The sequence below is a fragment of the Embleya sp. NPDC127516 genome, assembly GCF_044765325.1.
Lineage (GTDB): Bacteria > Actinomycetota > Actinomycetes > Streptomycetales > Streptomycetaceae > Embleya.
Window position 1 is genome coordinate 66,097 of the sequence record NZ_JBIWJT010000003.1, and the last position, 20,583, is coordinate 86,679.

At 70.1% G+C, this 20,583-nt stretch carries 14 protein-coding genes; 10 read left to right on the forward strand and 4 right to left on the reverse strand.

Translation table 11 applies throughout. From position 1 onward, the window contains the following. Positions 1-71 precede the first annotated feature (71 nt). From mfd to ACIRL2_RS05545, 3 genes are all read left to right on the forward strand, one after another. Positions 72-3,629 carry a transcription-repair coupling factor gene (gene mfd, locus ACIRL2_RS05535; RefSeq protein WP_402230359.1) on the forward strand — a complete coding sequence of 1,186 codons (3,558 nt, stop codon included), beginning with the start codon at positions 72-74 and terminating at the stop codon, positions 3,627-3,629. A gap of 218 nt (positions 3,630-3,847) precedes the next feature. Further along, on the forward strand, positions 3,848-4,567 hold the full coding sequence (locus ACIRL2_RS05540; protein ID WP_395866488.1) for a SurA N-terminal domain-containing protein: 720 nt from the start codon (positions 3,848-3,850) through the stop codon (positions 4,565-4,567). 21 nt (positions 4,568-4,588) lie between these two features. Further along, positions 4,589-5,641, forward strand: coding sequence for a MazG family protein (locus ACIRL2_RS05545; RefSeq protein ID WP_395866486.1), 1,053 nt, complete (start codon positions 4,589-4,591; stop codon positions 5,639-5,641). 54 nt (positions 5,642-5,695) lie between these two features. Here the strand turns inward: ACIRL2_RS05545 and ACIRL2_RS05550 are convergent, their stop codons facing one another. The 4 genes from ACIRL2_RS05550 to sdhC are packed head-to-tail and all read right to left on the reverse strand — an operon-like array spanning position 5,696 to position 9,089. Next, positions 5,696-6,478: a succinate dehydrogenase iron-sulfur subunit gene (locus tag ACIRL2_RS05550; protein ID WP_395866534.1), complete on the reverse strand. Its 783-nt coding sequence runs from the start codon at positions 6,476-6,478 to the stop codon at positions 5,696-5,698. Next, positions 6,475-8,232, reverse strand: a complete 1,758-nt coding sequence (gene sdhA / locus ACIRL2_RS05555; protein WP_395866484.1) for a succinate dehydrogenase flavoprotein subunit — start codon at positions 8,230-8,232, stop codon at positions 6,475-6,477. Before sdhA ends, ACIRL2_RS05550 begins: the two co-directional genes overlap by 4 nt. A gap of 28 nt (positions 8,233-8,260) precedes the next feature. Further along, positions 8,261-8,707: a succinate dehydrogenase hydrophobic membrane anchor subunit gene (locus tag ACIRL2_RS05560; RefSeq protein ID WP_395866482.1), complete on the reverse strand. Its 447-nt coding sequence runs from the start codon at positions 8,705-8,707 to the stop codon at positions 8,261-8,263. A gap of 1 nt (position 8,708) precedes the next feature. Next, entirely contained in the window at positions 8,709-9,089 is a 381-nt protein-coding gene (gene sdhC / locus ACIRL2_RS05565; RefSeq protein WP_360307991.1) for a succinate dehydrogenase, cytochrome b556 subunit, read from the reverse strand. 393 nt (positions 9,090-9,482) lie between these two features. Here sdhC and ACIRL2_RS05570 point away from each other — a divergent pair, with 393 nt between their 5' ends. The 7 genes from ACIRL2_RS05570 to ACIRL2_RS05600 all read left to right on the forward strand — a co-directional run bounded on the left by ACIRL2_RS05570 (position 9,483) and on the right by ACIRL2_RS05600 (position 20,579). Continuing rightward, positions 9,483-11,390: a methylmalonyl-CoA mutase subunit beta gene (locus ACIRL2_RS05570; RefSeq protein ID WP_395866480.1), complete on the forward strand. Its 1,908-nt coding sequence runs from the start codon at positions 9,483-9,485 to the stop codon at positions 11,388-11,390. Further along, entirely contained in the window at positions 11,387-13,603 is a 2,217-nt protein-coding gene (scpA, locus tag ACIRL2_RS05575; RefSeq protein WP_395866478.1) for a methylmalonyl-CoA mutase, read from the forward strand. Before ACIRL2_RS05570 ends, scpA begins: the two co-directional genes overlap by 4 nt. Continuing rightward, on the forward strand, positions 13,603-14,601 hold the full coding sequence (meaB, locus tag ACIRL2_RS05580; protein WP_395866476.1) for a methylmalonyl Co-A mutase-associated GTPase MeaB: 999 nt from the start codon (positions 13,603-13,605) through the stop codon (positions 14,599-14,601). Before scpA ends, meaB begins: the two co-directional genes overlap by 1 nt. 184 nt (positions 14,602-14,785) lie before the next feature. Beyond that, the gene (locus ACIRL2_RS05585) at positions 14,786-15,994 is read left to right on the forward strand and encodes an amidohydrolase (protein WP_395866474.1); all 1,209 of its coding nucleotides are present in this window, start codon (positions 14,786-14,788) and stop codon (positions 15,992-15,994) included. Between the two features lie 399 nt (positions 15,995-16,393). Continuing rightward, complete coding sequence (locus ACIRL2_RS05590; protein WP_395866472.1) at positions 16,394-17,503, forward strand: BMP family protein; 1,110 nt, start codon at positions 16,394-16,396, stop codon at positions 17,501-17,503. 128 nt (positions 17,504-17,631) lie between these two features. Beyond that, complete coding sequence (locus ACIRL2_RS05595; RefSeq protein ID WP_395866470.1) at positions 17,632-19,248, forward strand: ABC transporter ATP-binding protein; 1,617 nt, start codon at positions 17,632-17,634, stop codon at positions 19,246-19,248. Then, the gene (locus tag ACIRL2_RS05600; protein ID WP_395866468.1) at positions 19,245-20,579 is read left to right on the forward strand and encodes an ABC transporter permease; all 1,335 of its coding nucleotides are present in this window, start codon (positions 19,245-19,247) and stop codon (positions 20,577-20,579) included. Before ACIRL2_RS05595 ends, ACIRL2_RS05600 begins: the two co-directional genes overlap by 4 nt. The last annotated feature ends 4 nt before the right edge of the window (positions 20,580-20,583 follow it).

Here is a 20,583-nt window from a genome sequence, read left to right on the forward strand (position 1 = left end):
AGGGTTGTCGGGGAACCCCGGTCCTTTTCCAAGGTCGGGGCCGTTCGCGTTGCGGAGGATCCAACCGGCCCATGAGCCTGACCGGTCTGCTAGACATCGTCGTCCAGGACCCCGCCGTCGCCGAGGCGGTGCGGGCCGCGTCCGAGGGCCGCGGTACCGCCCTCGACCTCGTCGGACCACCGGCACTGCGCCCGTTCGTGGTGGCCGCCATCGCGGCCCGCGCGGATCGGCCCGTGCTCGCGGTCACCGCCACCACCCGCGAGTGCGAGGACCTGGTGGCGGCCCTCGGGTCGCTGCTGCCCGAGGACTCCGTCGTGGAGTACCCCTCGTGGGAGACACTGCCGCACGAGCGGCTCTCCCCGCGCTCGGACACCGTCGGGCGCCGCCTCGCGGTGCTGCGCAGACTCGCGCACCCGACCTCGGGCGGCCTCGCCGACTCCGGCACCGGAACCCTCAAGGTCGTCGTCGCGCCGATTCGCAGCGTGCTCCAGCCCCAGGTCAAGGGGCTGGGCGAGCTGGAGCCGGTGGCCCTGACCGCCGGCCTGGGCATCGCCCTGGACACCGTCGTCGAGCAGCTCGCGGCCGCCGCCTACTCCCGGGTCGACCTGGTGGAGAAGCGCGGCGAGTTCGCGGTGCGCGGCGGCATCCTGGACGTCTTCCCGCCGACCGAGGAGCATCCGCTCCGGGTCGAGTTCTGGGGCGACCAGGTGGAGGAGATCCGCTGGTTCAAGGTCGCCGACCAGCGCTCCCTGGAGACCGCCGAACACGGTCTGTGGGCACCGCCGTGTCGCGAGTTGCTGCTCACCGACGAGGTCCGCGAGCGGGCCCGCGAGTTGCTCGAGGAGCACCCGGGTCTGGTCGAGATGCTCGGGCGGATCGCCGAGGGCATCGCGGTCGAGGGTATGGAGTCGCTCGCGCCCGCCCTGGTGGACGACATGGAGCTGCTCCTGGACGTGCTGCCGGCCGGGAGCCATGTGCTGGTCTGCGACCCGGAGCGGGTGCGCACCCGTTCGGCGGACCTGGTGGCCACCAGTCGCGAGTTCCTGGACGCCTCCTGGGCCGCCGCGGCGGGCGGCGGGGAGAGCCCGATCGACCTGGGCGCGGCGTCGCTGTGGAGCCTGGCGGACGTGCGCGAGCACGCCCGCGAGATCGGCGTGCCGTGGTGGTCGCTGAGCCCGTTCAGCGCGGACGCCGACGACGCGGGCACCGAGATCGGCGCGGTCGAGGTCGAGGCCTATCGGGGCGACGCGCAGCGGGTGCTGGCCGAGATCAAGGGCCGGCTCGCCGAGGACTGGCGCGTGGTGCTGGTCACCGAGGGCCACGGCCCGGCCGCGCGCTTCGTCGAGACGTTGTCCGGCGAGGGCGTGGCCGCCCGCCTGGACGGCGACCTGGCCCAGGTGCCCGACACCGGCATCGTGCACGTGACCACGGGCTGCATCGGCCACGGCTTCAGCTCCGAGCCGCTGCGCACGCTGGTGCTCACCGAGGAGGACGTCTCCGGCCAGCGCACCTCCACCAAGGACATGCGCCGGCTCCCCAGTCGACGGCGCAACATGGTCGACCCGCTGCAACTGCGGGCGGGTGACTTCGTGGTGCACGAGTCGCACGGCGTGGGGCGCTACGTCGAGATGGTCCAGCGCACCGTGCAGGGCGCGCAGCGCGAGTACCTGGTCCTGGAGTACGCGCCGGCCAAGCGCGGCCAACCCGGCGACCGGCTGTTCGTGCCCACCGACCAGCTCGAGCAGGTGACCAAGTACGTCGGCGGCGAGAGCCCGTCGCTGCACCGGCTCGGCGGTGCCGACTGGGCCAAGACCAAGGCCAAGGCGAAGAAGGCGATCAAGGAGATCGCGGGCGACCTGATCAAGCTCTACTCGGCCCGGATGGCCGCACCCGGACACGCGTTCGGCCCGGACACCCCGTGGCAGCGCGAGCTGGAGGACGCCTTCCCCTACATCGAGACGCCCGACCAGCTCTCCTCGATCGAGGAGGTCAAGGGCGACATGGAGAAGCCGATCCCGATGGACCGGCTGATCTGCGGCGACGTCGGCTACGGCAAGACCGAGATCGCCGTGCGCGCGGCGTTCAAGGCGGTCCAGGACGGCAAGCAGGTGGCCGTACTCGTGCCCACCACGCTGCTCGTCCAGCAGCACTTCTCCACCTTCTCCGAGCGCTACGCGCAGTTCCCGGTCGTGGTCAGGTCGTTGTCGCGGTTCCAGACCGAGACCGAGGCCAAGGCCGCCCTGGAGGGCCTGCGCGAGGGCTCGATCGACATCGTGATCGGCACCCACCGGCTGTTCTCGTCCGAGACGAAGTTCAAGGACCTGGGCCTGGTGATCGTCGACGAGGAGCAGCGCTTCGGCGTGGAGCACAAGGAGCAGCTGAAGAAGCTGCGCGCGAACGTGGATGTGCTGACCATGTCCGCGACGCCGATCCCGCGCACCCTGGAGATGGCGGTCACCGGCATCCGCGAGATGTCCACGATCACCACGCCGCCCGAGGAGCGGCACCCGGTGCTCACCTTCGTCGGTCCGTACGAGGAGAAGCAGATCGGTGCCGCGATTCGGCGCGAGCTGCTGCGCGAGGGCCAGGTCTTCTACATCCACAACCGGGTCGAGTCGATCGACCGCACGGCCGCGAAGATCCGCGAGATGGTGCCCGAGGCCCGGGTGGCCATCGCGCACGGCCAGATGCACGAGAACGCGCTCGAACAGGTGGTCGTCGACTTCTGGGAGAAGGAGTTCGACGTCCTGGTGTGCACCACGATCGTCGAGTCCGGCATCGACATCTCCAACGCGAACACGCTGATCGTGGAGCGGGCCGACAACTTCGGCCTGTCCCAGCTCCACCAGCTCCGCGGCCGGGTCGGCCGAGGCCGCGAGCGCGCGTACGCGTACTTCCTGTACCCGCCGGAGAAGCCGCTGACCGAGACCGCGCACGAGCGGCTCGCCACCATCGCCCAGCACACCGAGATGGGCGCGGGCATGTTCGTGGCGATGAAGGACCTGGAGATCCGCGGCGCGGGCAACCTGCTCGGCGGCGAGCAGTCCGGGCACATCGCGGGCGTGGGCTTCGACCTGTACGTGCGCATGGTGGGCGAGGCGGTCAACCAGTACAAGGAGCTCGCGGCGGGCGGCGGGGGCGTGGAGGAGACCCCGGAGATCCGGGTCGAGCTGCCCATCGACGCGCACGTCCCGCACGACTACGTGCCCGGCGAGCGACTGCGGCTGGAGGCGTATCGGCGGATCGCGGCGATCACCTGCGAGGCGGACATCGACGCGGTGCGGGCCGAACTGGTTGACCGTTACGGGCCGTTGCCGCAGCCGGTGGAGAACCTGTTGGAGGTGGCCCGGTTCCGTGCGCACGTGCGCGGCGCGGGCGTCGCCGATGTCACCCTCCAGGGCAACTTCGTCCGGTTCGGGCCGGTCGACCTGCGCGAGTCGCAGCAGTTGCGACTCCAGCGGCTCTACCCGAAGACCCTGGTCAAGACGGCGACCCACCAGATCCTGGTGCCCAAGCCGATGACCGCGCGGATCGGTGGTCAACCACTGCGCGACGTCGCGCTGCTGGCGTGGGCGCGAGACCTGGTGGACGCGATCCTGCTGGAGCCGATCGGCGCGGCGAAGAAGTGACCAGGAATCCCGGGCCGGCGCGACCCGCCGGCCCGGGACCCGGTGCGGCCCGCCGGCCCGAGACGTCGCCGGTCCGCCGACCCGGCCCGGATGATCTTGGCCAAAGTGCGGACTTCGAGCGTGCCCACCCGTATCTTTGATCGTTGGTCATGGGTCGCACGCCTGCCGTGGCCGACAGTCGCACCGCCGTACAGCGCCATCGAGCCCCGGGAGTTCGTGTGAGTCGCACGTCGCGTTCCGTCCCTGTCGATTCCGCGCACCGCCGGCGCCGGTCCGCGGCCCGGGCCCGGGTGGCCGCGCTGGGCCTGGTGCTCGTCACCGGTTTCGCGCTCACCGGCTGCTCGGAGTCCAAGGCCGGCGCCGCCGCCGTGGTCGGCGGGGACCGGATCGAGATCTCCACCCTGAACGCCAAGGTCGACAAGCTGGAGCAGGCGTTCTCCCGGAACAACCTGTCGCTGGCCGGCACGAGCGCCCAACTGGAGGCCAATCAGGCCGAGTTGGTGCAGCTCATCTCGCGACGGGTGGTCGACGAGGCGGCCCGGCGCAACCACATCACGCTGAACGCGACCCAGGTGCTCGCGGCCCGGCGCACACTGGAGGCGCGCTTCCCCAGCCCGGAGGCGCTGCAGGTCCGGCTGTTGCAGACCGGTGTGCTGCCCGGCGAGGTGGACGACTTCGTCCGCACCGAGGCGCTCAAGCCGGAGATCGCCAAGGCACGCGGGATCCAGCTCGGCTCGGCCGATGCCCAGGAGCGGCTCGAGGCGTACCTGAGCGACGTGGCGAGCTCGATGAAGATCACGGTCAACCCCAGGTACGGCATCTGGGACTCGGCGAAGCTGACCACGGCCGCCGCGGCGTACTCGTGGCTCGCCCCGGGCACCCAGCCCGCCGGGGCCGGCCTCACCGAGGTCGTGCCCGGCGCGGGGGGCGGCGCCTGACCCGGACCGTAGGCTGGCCGGGTGAGTGACTCGCCTGCTTCCGCGCCGCCCGCCCGTCTCGTCCTGCTCGCCGGGACCCACCGGGTCGCACCCGGTCTGTTGAGCTGGCCCGCGTGGCACACGCTGCGCGAGGCCACCGACACGCCGACCGGCCGCGTGTTGTCCGCCGACGCCGACCACCCGCAGCTTCCATATCTGCGCGAGGCGGGGGTCGAGGTCGAGATCCTCGACCCGGACGCGGGCTCGCGGGTGCTCGCGCGCCGGCTGCTGGAGCGGGCCCGGACCGGCCTGGTGGTGTGGCTCGCGGCCACCGACGACGATCCGGGCCTGGGCGCCGCGCTCGCGCAGGTCGCGGCGGGCGGTGAGGACACCGAGCCGATCCCGGAGATCGAGCTGTTGCCCGGCGCGTGGGACCTGCCGGGCGCGCGACTGCTCGACCTGGTCGCGGTGATGGACCGGCTGCGCTCGCCCGGCGGTTGCCCGTGGGACGCGAAGCAGACCCACGAGTCGCTCGCGCGGTATCTGGTCGAGGAGACCTACGAGCTGGTCGACGCGATCGACTCGGGGGACCGCGAGCACCTGCGCGAGGAACTCGGCGACGTGCTGATGCAGGTGTTCTTCCACGCCCGGGTGGCCGAGGAGGACGAGGCCGACCCGTTCTCGATCGACGACGTGGCCGGCGCCATCGTGGACAAGCTGATCAGCCGTCACCCACACGTGTTCGCGGACGTCGAGGCGGATACGCCGGAGGCGGTCGAGGCCAACTGGGACGCGCTCAAGGCGGCGGAGAAGAGCGACCGGGACTCGGCACTGGACGGGGTGGCGCTGAGCCAGCCGGCGCTGGCGCTGGCGGCGAAGTTCCTGTCCCGCACCCGCAAATCGGGTCTGACCGTGCCCACACCCACGCTGCCGACGGCCTTCGAGGACGACGACTACACCGGCCCCGAGGCGATCGGCGACCTCCTCCTGGCCGTCACCGAACTCGCGGCCCGCCACGGCGTCGACGCCGAGACCGCACTGCGCGCCGCGACCCTGCGCCACGGCGACCGGGTCCGCGCGGTCGAGCGCGGCTAGAAACGCACGAGGGCCCGGAACCGATCGGTTCCGGGCCCTCCTCGCGTCAATCGATCACACGCGGCGGAAGATCAGCGCACGCTTCACTTCCTGGATCGCCTTGGTGACCTCGATGCCACGCGGGCACGCCTCGGTGCAGTTGAAGGTCGTACGGCAGCGCCACACGCCCTCCTTCTCGTTGAGGATCTCCAGGCGCTCCTCGGCGCCCTCGTCCCGCGAGTCGAAGATGAACCGGTGCGCGTTGACGATCGCGGCCGGGCCGAAGTACTGCCCGTCGCTCCAGAACACCGGGCACGACGTGGTGCACGCCGCGCACAGGATGCACTTGGTGGTGTCGTCGAAACGCTCGCGATCCTCCGGGCTTTGCAGACGCTCGCGCGTCGGCTCGTTGCCCGACGTGATCAGGAACGGCATCACGTCCTTGTACGCCTGCATGAACGGGTCCATGTCGACGACGAGGTCCTTCTCCAGCTTCAGGCCCTTGATCGCCTCGACCGTGATCGGCTTGGACATGTCCAAGTCCTTGACCAGGGTCTTGCAGGCCAGCCGGTTGCGACCGTTGATCCGCATCGCGTCCGAGCCGCAGATGCCGTGCGCGCACGAGCGCCGGAAGGTCAGCGATCCGTCCTGCTCCGCCTTGATCTTCATCATCGCGGTCAGGATGCGCTCGGTCGGGTCGGCCTCGACCCTGAAGTCCTGCCAGTACGGCTCCGCGTCGGTCTCCGGGTTGAACCGGCGGATCCGCAGCGTGATCGTGATCAGGGTGTGGTCACGCTCGGCGGCCGTGGCTCCGTGCCCCTTGCCGGGCGCGGTCTCTTCCACTACGGCAGTCATCAGTACTTACGCTCCATCGGCTGGTAGCGGGTGACCACGACCGGCTTGTAGCCCAGGCGGATCGAGTGCTCGCCCTTCGCGTCGACCTCGCGGTACGCCATCGTGTGCTTCATGTAGTTCTCGTCGTCGCGCGCCTGGAAGTCCTCGCGCGCGTGCCCGCCGCGGGACTCCTTGCGGTTCTGCGCGCCGACCACCAGGACCTCGGCGAGGTCGAGCAGGAAGCCCAGCTCGATCGCCTCGAGCAGGTCGGTGTTGTACCGCTTGCCCTTGTCCTGGATGGAGACGTCCAGGTAGCGCTTCTGCAGGCTCTTGATGTCCGCGAGCGCCTGCTTGAGCGTCTCCTCGGTGCGGTAGACGCCGGCGTTGGCGTCCATCGTCTCCTGCATCTCGGCGCGGATCGCGCCGACCCGCTCGGTGCCCGCGCTGTCCCGCAGCCGCTCGATCAGCTCGACGACCGTGGCCTCGGGGGCCTCCGGCAGCTCGACGAAGTCGTGCGTCGTGGCGTATTCGGCGGCGGCGATGCCGGCGCGCCGACCGAACACGTTGATGTCGAGCAGCGAGTTGGTGCCCAGGCGGTTGGAGCCGTGCACCGATACGCAGGCGACCTCGCCGGCCGCGTACAGGCCGGGCACCACCGTGGTGTTGTCCGAGAGCACCTCGGCCTCGACGTTGGTCGGGATGCCGCCCATCGCGTAGTGCGCGGTGGGGTACACCGGGACCAGCTCGGTGGTCGGCTCGACGCCCAGGTAGGTGCGCGCGAACTCGGTGATGTCGGGCAGCTTCTCCTCGATCTGCTCCGCCGGCAGGTGGGTCAGGTCGAGGTAGACGTAGTCCTTGTTCGGACCCGCGCCGCGGCCTTCGAGCACCTCCAGGACCATCGAGCGCGCGACGATGTCACGCGGCGCGAGGTCCTTGATGGTGGGCGCGTAGCGCTCCATGAAGCGCTCGCCGTCCGCGTTGCGCAGAATGCCGCCCTCGCCGCGCGCGCCCTCGGTGAGCAGGATGCCCAGGCCCGCGAGGCCGGTCGGGTGGAACTGGTAGAACTCCATGTCCTCCAGCGGCAGCCCGCGGCGCCAGGCGATGCCCATGCCGTCACCGGTGAGGGTGTGCGCGTTCGAGGTGGTCTTGAAGACCTTGCCGAAGCCGCCGGTCGCGAAGATCACCGACTTGGCCTGGAAGACGTGGATCTCGCCGGTGGCCAGCTCGTACGCCACCACGCCCGAGGTGGTCTTGTTGCCCGCCTCGTCCTCGGCCAGCAGCAGGTCGAGCACGTAGAACTCGTTGTAGAACTCGACGTTCTGCTTGACGCAGTTCTGGAACAGCGTCTGCAGGATCATGTGGCCGGTGCGGTCCGCCGCGTAGCACGAGCGGCGCACGGCCGCCTTGCCGTGGTCGCGGGTGTGGCCGCCGAAGCGGCGCTGGTCGATCCGGCCCTCGGGGGTCCGGGAGAAGGGGAGGCCCATCTTCTCCAGGTCCAGGACGGCGTCGATCGCCTCCTTGCACATGATCTCCGCGGCGTCCTGGTCGGTGAGGTAGTCACCACCCTTGACCGTGTCGAACGTGTGCCACTCCCAGTTGTCCTCCTCGACGTTCGCGAGGGCGGCGCACATGCCGCCCTGCGCGGCGCCGGTGTGCGAACGCGTCGGGTACAGCTTGGTCAGTACGGCGGTACGGCTGCGCTTGCTCGACTCCAGGGCCGCGCGCATGCCGGCGCCGCCCGCGCCGACGATGACGGTGTCGTACTTGTGGGTCTGCATGATGCTCGTTCAGTCCTCGGGGTACTGGTCAGCTGCCGATGTTCGGGTCGAAGGTGAAGATCACCAAGGTCCCCAGGAAAAGCACGATCAGCGCGGACGTGTAGAGCAGCGCCTTGAGCCAGAACCGGGTCTGGTCCCGCTCCGCGTAGTCGTTGATGATCGTGCGCAGACCGTTGACACCGTGCAGCTCGGCGAGCCACAGCATGATGAGGTCCCACGACTGCCAGAACGGCGAGGACCAGCGGCCCGCGACGAACGCGAAGCCGATCTTGGACACACCGCCGTCCAGGACGAGCTGAATGATCAGGTGGCCGATGACCAGGACGACCAGGAGGACGCCCGACAGCCGCATGAACAGCCAGCCGTAGAGCTCGAAGTTGGTCTTGGTCGAACGCGGTGAGCGCTTGCTGCGCGGAGACTCGATCGACGGACCGCCGCCGTGGATCTTGGGCGCGTTTTCGATGGTGGCGGACACTTCAGCTCCCGAAGATGGTCTTGATCGAGTGCTGCAGGATCGGGTAGGCACTCCCGGCCATCAGCACGACCCAGACGCCGACGACAGTCCAGAGCATCTGCTTCTGGTAGCGCGGGCCCTTCTCCCAGAAGTCCACCGCGATGATCCGCAGACCATTGAGTGCGTGGAACAGGATGGCCGCGACGAGCCCGTACTCGAGCAGGTTGACGAACGGGTTCTTGTAGATCTCGATCGTCTCGTCGTACGCCTCGGGCGATACGCGAACGAGTGCGGTGTCGAGGACGTGCGCGAACAGGAAGAAGAAGATGAGGACGCCGGTGACTCGATGAGCCACCCATGACCACATGCCTTCCCGGCCGCGGTAGAGCGTTCCAGCCGGCACGGAAACTACCCTCCGGGTGCGGTACAAGGGGGACGCGGCCGGCTGGGAGGGTGTCCGCATTCCGTGTCGGACCCTCTGGTTGTCGGTCGGCCCGGCCGGGTATCGGTCGCCCGGCCCCGGCCATGGTAGCCACCGATGAGGGAGCCTCTTGTGCCAGGGCGCGCGATGTGATCCATTCCGCATGACGGAGTGGAACCATCCGGGTGACCCGGACGTCGAGGGTCACGATTCGCTGACGCCCCGTCAGCACCCGTACGGGTGAAGCCGCACGGGTGCGGACGAAAGATCGAGGCAAGCGCTGCGCCGCAGGTCGAAGATGTGACCGGCGGGTAGGGCCGGCATCACATCGGCAGTGCGTATTCATCGGCCCCGTCGGTCCATACGATGCGACCCATGACGGAGGCTACTGTCGATGGCGGCACGTCTACCGGGTCCACCTTCGCGAGCCAATTCCCGCAGCCCACGCGGGAACAATGGCAGCGCCTCGTGGCCGGCGTGCTCCGCAAATCGAAGGTGCTGGGCGAGAACGACGCGCCCGAGCACCCCGAAGACCTGCTGGCGACCACTACCTACGACGGCATCAAGCTGTCCCCGCTGTACACGGAGGCGGCCGCCCGGCCGGGCGTGCCCGGGCTGAGTCCGTTCGTCCGGGGCTCGCGCGCGGCCGGACACGCCGCCGACGGTTGGGACGTGCGCCAATCGCACGCCGACTCCGATCCGGCCCGCGCCAACGAGAGTGTGCTCGCCGATCTGGAGAACGGGGTCACGTCCGTCTTCCTGCAGGTGGGCGACGGCGCGCTGGCGCCGGCGGACCTGGCCCGCGCGCTCGACGGCGTGCTGCTCGACCTGGCACCGGTGGCCCTGGCCACCGGTGCCGACTTCGTCGCGGCCGGCGACGCGTTGCTCGCGGTGTTCCGCGCGAGCGGCATCGCGCCGGGCGAGCCGCGCGGCAACCTGGGCGCCGACCCGATCTCGCACCACGCGCGCACCGGGGCGGGCGCCGACCTGGTGGCCGCCGCGGACCTGGCGGCCCGCGCGCACGCCGAGTTCCCCGGCCTTCAGGCGATCGCCGTGGACGGGCAGCCGTACCACGAGGCGGGTGGCTCGGAGGGCCAGGAGCTGGGCGCGGCCACCGCCGCCGGTGTCGCGTACCTGCGCGCGCTGACGGCTGCCGGGCTCGACGTGGACACCGCCCTGGGCCTGGTCGAGTTCCGCTTCGCGGCCACCGCCGAGCAGTTCCCGACCATCGCCAAGCTGCGCGCGGCCCGCCGGTTGTGGGCCCGGGTCGCGCAGGCGTCCGGTGCCTCCCCGGCGGCCGGCGCGCAGCGCCAACACGCGCTCACCTCGTGGGCGATGACCACCCGGCGCGACCCCTGGGTCAACATGCTGCGCACCACGGTCGCCTCCTTCGCGGCCGGCGTCGGCGGCGCGGACGCGGTCACCGTGCGCGCCTTCGACGCGGCGATCGGCCTGTCCGACCCGTTCTCGCGGCGGATCGCCCGCAATACCCAGGCGCTGCTCCTGGAGGAGTCGCACCTCGCGCAGGTGATCGACCCGGCCGGCGGCTCGTGGTTCGTCGAGCAACTCACCGACGACCTCGCCCGCACCGGCTGGGCGTTCTTCCAGGAGATCGAACGACGCGGCGGGATCGTCGCGGTGCTCGACTCGGGCTGGCTCGGCGAGCGCCTGGCCGAGGTCCGAACCCGGCGGGACCGGGACATCGCCCACCGGACCGACCCGATCACCGGCGTCAGCGAGTTCCCGAACCTGACCGAGGCGCCCGTCGTGCGCGAACCCGCGCCCGACGTCCCGGTCTCCGCCGCCGGGCTGCCCCGGGTGCGTTACGCCGAGGCGTACGAGTCGCTGCGCGACGCCTCGGACGCGCTGCTGGCCGCGTCCGGCGAGCGCCCGAGCGTCTTCCTGGCCACCCTGGGCCCGCTCGCGCAGTACACCGCGCGGGCCGGCTTCGCGACCAACCTGTTCGCCGCCGGTGGCATCGCCGCCGTCGAAGCGGGCATCACCGCGGTGGACGAGGGCGCGGTCGAGCAGATCCTCGAGCGCTGGACGGCGGCCGGCCGCCCGGCGACCGCCGTGCTCGCCTCCTCGGAGAAGCTGTACGCGACCCTGGCGGCACCGGTGACCGCGGCGCTGCGCGCGGCCGGCGCCCGCCGGATCCTGATTGCGGGCCAAAAGGCGCACGGAGCGGAGCCGGACGGGTACGTGTACACCGGGTGCGACGCGCTCGAGGTCCTGCACGCCACGTACCAGACCCTGGCGGAATCCCCGGAGGGGGCGAAATGAGCATTCCCGACTTCACCCAGGTCGAGCTCGACGCGCCCGCGTCCGGTGACCTCGACGCGTGGCGGGACGCCGTGCGCGAGGAGACCGGCAAGGACGCGGACGCGCTGACCCACGACACCCCCGAGGGCATCCCGCTCAAGGCGCTGTACACCGAGGAGGACCTGGAGGGGCTCGACTTCCTGGGCACCTACCCGGGCATCACGCCGTTCCTGCGCGGTCCGTACCCGACGATGTACGTCAACCAGCCGTGGACGATCCGCCAGTACGCGGGCTTCTCCACCGCCGAGGAGTCCAACGCCTTCTACCGGCGCAACCTGGCGGCGGGCCAGAAGGGCCTGTCGATCGCGTTCGACCTGGCCACCCACCGCGGCTACGACTCGGACCACCCGCGGGTGACCGGCGACGTGGGCATGGCGGGTGTCGCGATCGACTCGATCTACGACATGCGCCAACTCTTCGACGGCATCCCGCTGGACCGGATGTCGGTGTCGATGACGATGAACGGCGCGGTGCTCCCGGTGCTCGCGCTCTACATCGTCGCGGCGGAGGAGCAGGGGGTGGCACCGGAACACCTGACGGGGACGATCCAGAACGACGTCCTCAAGGAGTTCATGGTCCGCAACACCTACATCTATCCACCCAAGCCCTCGATGTCGATCATCTCCGACATCTTCGCGTACACATCGCAGAAGATGCCGAAGTTCAACTCGATCTCGATCTCCGGCTACCACATCCAGGAGGCCGGGGCCACCGCCGACCTGGAGTTGGCGTACACGCTCGCGGACGGCATCGAGTACCTGCGCGCCGGTGTCGCGGCGGGCCTGGATATCGACGCGTTCGCGCCGCGTCTGTCGTTCTTCTGGGCGATCGGGATGAACTTCTTCATGGAGGTCGCCAAGCTGCGCGCGGCGCGCCTGCTGTGGGCCGACATCGTCAAGTCGTTCGGCGCGAAGAACCCCAAGTCGTTCTCGCTGCGCACGCACTCGCAGACCTCGGGCTGGTCGCTGACCGCGCAGGACGTGTTCAACAACGTGGTGCGCACCTGCCTGGAGGCGATGGCCTCGACCCAGGGGCACACCCAGTCGCTGCACACCAACGCGCTCGACGAGGCGCTCGCGCTGCCGACCGACTTCTCCGCCCGGATCGCGCGCAACACCCAGTTGTTGCTCCAGCAGGAGTCGGGCACGTGCGACGTGATCGACCCGTGGGGCGGCTCGGCCTACATCGAGCGGCTCACCCACGACCTGGCGGTCCGCGCCCGCGAGCACATCGCCGAGGCCGAGCGGGCGGGCGGCATGGCGTCGGCGATCGCCGAGGGCCTGCCCAAGCTGCGGATCGAGGAGGCGGCGGCGCGCACCCAGGCCCGGATCGACTCGGGCCGGCAGTCGGTGATCGGCGTGAACAAGTACCTGGTCGCCAGCGACGAGGCGATCGACGTGCTCAAGATCGACAACAAGGCGGTCCGCGAGGGCCAGTTGGACAAGTTGCGCAGGTTGCGCGAGGAGCGCGACGAGGACGCGGTGCGCCGCGCGCTGGCCGCGCTGTCCGGCGCGGCGCAGGCCGACGTCGAGGGCACCCGGCCGCGCGACCTCGAACACAACCTGCTCGCGCTCGCGGTGGACGCCGCGCGGGCCAAGGCCACCGTCGGCGAGATCTCCGACGCGCTGGAGTCGGCCTACGGGCGCCACCAGGCGCAGATCCGCACGCTGACCGGGGTGTACCGGGAAGAGGTGGGCATGTCGCCGAACGTCGAGACGGCCCGCTCGCTGGTCGCCCGGTTCGAGGAGTTGGAGGGCCGCCGCCCGCGCATACTGGTCGCCAAGATGGGCCAGGACGGGCACGACCGGGGCCAGAAGGTGATCGCCACCGCGTTCGCCGACCTCGGCTTCGACGTGGACGTGGGCGCGCTGTTCCAGACGCCGGGCGAGGTGGCCCGACAGGCGGTCGAGGCGGACGTGCACGTGGTCGGTGTGTCCTCGCTCGCGGCCGGTCACCTCACCCTGGTGCCGGCGCTGCGTCAGGAACTCGCCGCGCTGGACGCCGAGGAGATCATGGTCGTGGTCGGCGGGGTGATCCCGCCCGCCGACGTACAGCCGCTGCTGGACATGGGCGCCACGGCGGTCTTCCCGCCCGGCACGGTGATCGCGGACGCCGCGGTGGACCTGCTCAGGGGCCTGTACAGGCAGTTGGACCACGAGCTGCCGGTCGACTGATGGCACGCGTGATCGACGTCGGCGCGTACGCCGAGGGCGTGCTCGCGGGCAACCGGACGATCCTGGCCCGGGCGGTCACGCTGGTCGAGTCCACCCGGGCCGACCACCGCGACCTCGCGCAGGAGTTGCTGGTCAAGTTGTTGCCGCACGCCGGCGGTGCCCACCGGGTGGGCATCACCGGCGTGCCGGGGGTGGGCAAGTCCACCTTCATCGAGACGCTGGGCACCCGGCTGACCGGCGAGGGGCATCGGGTCGCGGTGCTCGCGGTGGACCCGTCCTCCTCGCGGCACGGCGGCAGCATCCTGGGTGACAAGACCCGGATGGGTCGACTCGCGGTGGACGACAACGCGTTCGTGCGCCCCTCGCCGACCGCCGGCACCCTGGGCGGCGTCGCGCGGGCCACCCGCGAGTCGATCGTGCTGATGGAGGCGGCGGGCCACGACGTGGTGCTGGTGGAGACGGTCGGCGTGGGCCAGTCCGAGACCACCGTGGCGAACATGGTCGACTGCTTCCTGTTCCTGACCCTCGCGCGCACCGGCGACCAGCTCCAGGGCATCAAGAAGGGCGTGCTGGAACTGGCCGACGTGGTCGCGGTGAACAAGGCGGACGGCGAGTACGCGCTCGCCGCCCGCCGCGCGGCCCGCGAACTGGCGGGCGCGCTGCGGCTGATGCGACGCGCGGGGGAGTCGTGGACCACGCCGGTGCTGACCTGTTCCGGCCTGTCCGGGGAGGGTCTGGACGAGGTCTGGGAGACCATCCTCAAACATCGGCGCACGCTGGAGGAAACCGGCGAATTGGCCGAATTGCGCCGCCGGCAACAGGTCGACTGGACCTGGGCGACGGTGCACGACTCGCTGCTCGCCGAGCTGCGCGGGCACCCCTCGGTTCGGGCTATCGTGCCCGACCTCGAACGCGACGTCCGCGACGGCCATCTCACCGCGACGCTTGCCGCGTCTCGCATCCTGGACGCGTTCCATGGGCGGCAAGGGCAGTCCTGATCAATGGGGCGCTTGGTTGATACGCGGCCGAGTGGGCAGAAGCCCGCCAATGACGAAACGGACGGACAGTCATACCCCTACCGGCGGTAGCGCATGCGCCGGCGGGAGGCTTTTTTCTCACCCGAACGGGGGTAATTCGCTCTCTACCACGTCGCGAAGGCCGATGCAACGTACTCTTGCGTGGGTGAGCGAATCCCTCCACGCCCAGGCCGCCGCCAAAGCCGCGGCTTTCGCCGACGAGCTGGTCGCCTTTCGACGCGACCTGCACATGCATCCGGAGCTGGGTCGGGAGGAGTTCCGTACCACCGGGCTCATCCGGGAACGGCTGGTACGCGCGGGCCTGAGCCCGCGGCTATTGCCCGGCACGGGCCTGGTGTGCGACATCAGACCCCAGCGGGCCTCGCCCGGCACCCGGACCGCGAGTGAGCGGATGATCGCCTTCCGCGGCGACATCGACGCGCTGCCGGTGGACGACGTCAAGGACGTGGCCTACCGCTCGACGGTGCCCGGCCGCGCGCACGCGTGCGGCCACGACGTGCACACCTCGATCCTGCTCGGCACGGGCCTGGTGCTCGCGGAGTTCGCCCGGGACGGGCTGTTGCCCCGACCGGTGCGGCTGATCTTCCAGCCCGCCGAGGAGAAGCTGCCGGGCGGCGCGCTCGACGTGATCAAGGCGGGCGGCCTCGCGGGTGTCTCCGAGATCCACGCCATCCACTGCGACCCCAAGGTCGAGGTCGGCCGGGTCGGGCTGCGCGCGGGCGCGATCACCTCGGCCTGCGACCGGGTGGTGGTCACCCTCACCGGCGCGGGCGGCCACACCGCCCGTCCGCATCGCACCACCGACCTGGTCACCGCGCTGGCCAAGCTCGCCTCGGAGCTGCCCTCGGCGTTCTCCCGGCGGATCGACCCGCGCTCGGGCGCGAGCCTGGTGTGGGGGCGGATCCAGTCCGGCTCCGCGCCGAACGTGATCCCGCAGCACGGCGAGCTGGAGGGCACCCTGCGCTGCCTCGACCTGGAGGCGTGGCGGCAGGCTCCGGACGTGATGCACGAGCTGGTGGACGCGATCGCCTCGACCTACGGCGCCAAGTGGGAGCTCGAACACCACCGGGGCGTGCCGCCGGTGGTCAACGACCCCGACGCGGTCGCCTCGATGCGCACGGTCGCCACCGGGGTGCTGGGCGCGAGCGCGGTCGAGAGCACCGAGCAGAGCCTGGGCGGCGAGGACTTCTCGTGGTTCCTGGACCAGGTCCCCGGCGAGCTCACCCGGCTCGGCGTGCGACCCGCCGGGCACCCCGTATACGACCTGCACCAGGGGAGTTTCGACGTCGACGAGCGGGCGATCGGGGTCGGGGTGCGACTCTTCGCCGGGCTGGCGTTGCGGCCCTTTCGTTGACCCCGACCGGACCGGGTGCGCGCCGCGCGGGCGGGTGCGCCGAGAAGGGACGTATGCGGAACTGTTAACCGCCGCGACCCCGGTCCCCGTTCCTCCCGCGTTCGTAAGTCTGTAATGTTCCGACCCGGTGCCGTTCGATCACGTGCGGCACCGGGTCTTTTCCGTCTGTCACGTCGCGGACTGCCCGGTTCCGCGCCGACCCGTTTCCGCTCCGGCTACTCGGCCGGGCTAACGGGGCGTGTTGCGGTGGCGATTCACGGTTTTTGTCGCTCATATTCTTTTACTAGGTATGCTCTCCGACGGCTAGCAGGTCTACGCGCGTTTACCAGGGATGCAAGCGCGTCAGAGTCTGCATCTGGGAGCAGCGCCCGAAGGGGCGCTCATCGGAAGGAGACACCCGTGCGCCGGGTATCCAAGGTGACCGCGGCTGCGGTCGGCGTCACTCTCGCCCTTACTGCCACCGCCGCGTGCGGTAGCAAGCCCAAGGACGACGACAAGAAGTCGAATGGCAGCAGTGCCACCCCGGGTGGTACGCAAGCGACCAAGATCGACTTCAAGGCATGCATGGTGACGGACACCGGCGGCATCGACGACCGCTCCTTCAACGCCTCCTCGTGGGCGGGTCTGCAGCAGGCCAAGTCGGAGCTCGGCGTCGACGTGAAGTACATCACCTCGAAGACCGAGAACGACTACGTGCCGAACCTGAACAGCCTCGTGAACGACAAGTGCGGCCTGATCATCGCGGTCGGCGGCCTGATGGCCGACGCGACCAAGGCCGCCGCGACGACGCACAAGGACCAGAAGTTCGCGATCGTCGACTCGTCCAGCATCGAGCCGAACGTGCAGGGTCTGCAGTTCAACACGGCCGAGGCCGGCTTCCTCGGCGGCTACCTCGCCGCGGGCTACTCCAAGACCGGCAAGGTCGCCACCTTCGGCGCGAAGGCGATCCCGCCGGTCACCGTGTTCATGGACGGCTACGTCCAGGGCGTCAAGTACTACAACCAGACCAAGGGCAAGAACGTCCAGGTCATCGGTTGGGACGAGGTCAAGGGCGACGGTTCGCTCACGGAGAAGTTCGACTCGCCCTCCGACGGTGAGCGCACCGCCAACGACTTCATCGCCCAGGGCGCCGACGTGATCATGCCGGTCGCCGGTCAGACCGGCCTCGGTGCCACCTCCGCCGTGCAGAAGAGCAACGGCAAGGCGAGCGTCATCTGGGTCGACACGGATGGCTACGAGAGCGCCTCGCAGTACAAGACGGTGTTCCTGTCGACCGTGACCAAGGACATCAAGGGCCAGGTGTTCAACGCGGTCAAGGCCGCGGCGACGAACCAGTTCACCACCAAGTCCACGATCGGCACGCTGGCGAACAACGGGGTCGGCCTGGCGCCGTTCCACGACTTCGACGCGAAGGTCCCCGCCGACCTCAAGAGCGAGCTGGACACGGTCAAGGCCGACATCATCAGCGGCAAGATCAAGATCACCTCGAAGAACCAGCCGAAGAGCTGACTTCGACGATCGGGCGCCGCGGAAGCAGATTCCGCGGCGCCCGTGTCCGTACCGCCCGGGCCCCGAGGGGACCCGGGTCGAACCCGTAGCGGCCCCTCGCGGGGGGCGTAGCCGAGGAGGTCTCCGCGTTGAAGCTCGAACTGCGCGGAATCACGAAACGGTTCGGGTCGCTGGTCGCCAACGACCACATCGACCTGACCGTCGAGCCGGGGGAGATCCACTGCCTTCTCGGTGAGAACGGTGCCGGCAAGTCGACCCTGATGAACGTGCTCTACGGGCTCTACGAGCCCACCGAGGGCGAGATCGTGGTCGACGGCACCCCCCGCAAGTTCCGGACCGCCGGCGACGCGATCGACGCGGGCATCGGCATGGTCCACCAACACTTCATGCTGGTCCCGGTCTTCACCGTCGCCGAGAACGTCATGCTCGGCCACGAGGAGACCAAGCCGCTGGGCTGGCTGGACCGCCGTCGGGCCCGCAAGAAGGTGCTCGACCTCGTCGACGAGTACGGCCTCAAGGTCGACCCGGACATGTTGGTCGAGGACCTCCCCGTCGGTCTGCAACAGCGGGTGGAGATCCTCAAGGCGCTGGTGCGCGACGCCAAGGTGCTCATCCTGGACGAGCCCACCGCGGTGCTCACCCCGCAGGAGACCGAGGAACTGTTCCGGGTGATGCGCGCGCTGCGTGCCTCCGGCCACTCCATCGTGTTCATCACGCACAAGCTCAAAGAGGTCAAGGCGGTCGCCGACCGGATCACCGTGATCCGGCGCGGCAAGGTCGTCGGCACCGCGGACCCCGCCTCCTCGGAGAAGGAACTCGCGTCGCTGATGGTCGGCCGGCCGGTCAAGCTGGTGGTCGACAAGCCCGAGGCGAAGCCGGGCGCGGTCCGGCTGGAGATCGACGACCTGACCGTGCTCGACGGCAACGGCCAGGCCGTGGTGGACCGGGTCGACCTGCGCCTGCGCGAGGGCGAGATCCTGGGCATCGCGGGCGTGGACGGCAACGGCCAGAGCGAGTTGACCCAGGCCATCCTGGGCCTGCGTACGCCCGCCGCCGGGAAGATCAGCCTGGACGGACACGACCTCGCGGGCCGCACCCCGCGGCAAATCCTCAACTCCGGCGTCGGCTTCGTGCCCGAGGACCGTCAGCACGACGGCATCGTCGGCGAATTCACGGTGGCCGAGAACCTGGTGTTGGACATGGTCACCCAGCCGCCGTTCGGTCGCCGCGGATCGATCAACCCGGGCGCGGTGCGCGACAACGCGCGCAAGCGGGTCGAGGAGTTCGACATCCGCACCCAGACCATCGACTCGCCGGCCGGCACGCTGTCCGGCGGCAATCAGCAAAAGGTCGTCGTGGCGCGCGAACTCTCTCGCCCACTGCGGCTGTTCATCGCCTCGCAGCCCACCCGAGGGGTGGACGTGGGGGCGATGGAGTTCATCCACAAGCGGATCGTGGCCGAGCGCGACGTCGGCACCCCGGTGATCATCGTGTCCACCGAGTTGGACGAGGTGGTCGCGCTGGCCGACCGGATCGCGGTGATGTATCGCGGTCGGATCGTGGACATCGTGCCGCCCACCACGTCCCGGGGCGACCTGGGTCTGCTGATGGCCGGCGTGATCCCGAACCGGGACGGGGCCCAGGCGAGTGCACCGGCCGGCGCCACCGCGGCGACCACGAAGCCGGACGCGGCCGAGACCGCCATCGACAGCGACGAAACCCCGGGGGAGGAGGACCCAGCGTGACCGAGGACAACAAGAGCACGCCCGGCGAGCCGAGCGAGGCGAAGCCGGCCCTGAACGAGAAGACGGCCGGGCCGGGCGGGGCGAGCCCGTCGGCGCCGCCGAAGCCCTCGCTCGGTCGGGCCGTGCTCGACGCGATCATCACCGGCAACTCGGCCGTGGTGACCTTCCTGGCGATCGTGCTCGCGCTGGTCGTCGGCGGCATCCTGATGATCCTCGCGGACCAGGACGTGCTCGACGAGTACAAGTACTTCTTCGCCGCCCCCGGCGAGGCGCTCTCCAGCTCCTGGACCCTGGTCTCGGACGCCTACACGGCGATGTTCAAGGGTGCGATCGTCAACCCGGACACCTTCTCCGACGGTTCGGTCGAGGAAATCTTCCGGCCGATCTCCGAGACGATCACCCAGGCCACGCCGCTGATCTTCGGCGGTCTCGCGGTCTCGATCGCCTTCCGGACCGGGTTGTTCAACATCGGTGCGCAGGGCCAGATCATCGCCGGCGCGGTGTTCGCGTCGTGGGTCGGGTTCGTCGTCGACCTGCCACCGGTGATCCACCTGGTCTTCGTGATCCTCGCCGGCGTGATCGGCGGCGGCCTGTACGCGGGCATCGCCGGTTTCCTCAAGGCCCGCTACGGCGCGCACGAGGTGATCGTGACGATCATGCTCAACCACATCGCGGTGCTGCTGCTCGGCTGGCTGCTGACCACCGACGCCTTCCGCCGGGGCGGTCAGTCGCAGCCGATCGGCAAGGACGCGAACGAGAACGCGGTGCTGCCGAACCTGTTCGGCGACAACCTGCGGATCCACTTCGGCATCATCCTGGCGCTGCTCGCGGCCGGGGTCTACTGGTGGCTGCTGAACCGCTCCACGCTCGGGTTCGAGCTGCGCGCGGTGGGCTCCAACCCGGACGCGGCGCGTACGGCGGGCATGAGCGTGGCCCGCGCGCAGATCCTGGCGATGGTGATAGCCGGTGCGATGGCCGGTCTCGCCGGTGTCTCGCAGGTGATGAGCTCGACCAACCCGGCGCACACGCTGACCCCGAGCATCGACGCCGGTATCGGCTTCGACGCGATCACCGTGGCCCTGCTCGGCCGTACCAAGCCGCTGGGCACCGTGCTGGCCGCACTGCTGTTCGGCGCGCTGCGCGCGGGCGGCTCGACCATGCAGGCGTCCGCGAACGTGTCCGTCGACATCGTCATCGTCATCCAGGCCGTGATCGTGCTGTTCGTCGCCGCGCCGCCGCTGGTGCGCTCGATCTTCCGGCTGCGCGGGGCCCGCAAGGGTGCCGAGGGCGGGCCGTTGGCCGCCAAGGAGACCGTGGGGGTCCAGGCATGAGCGA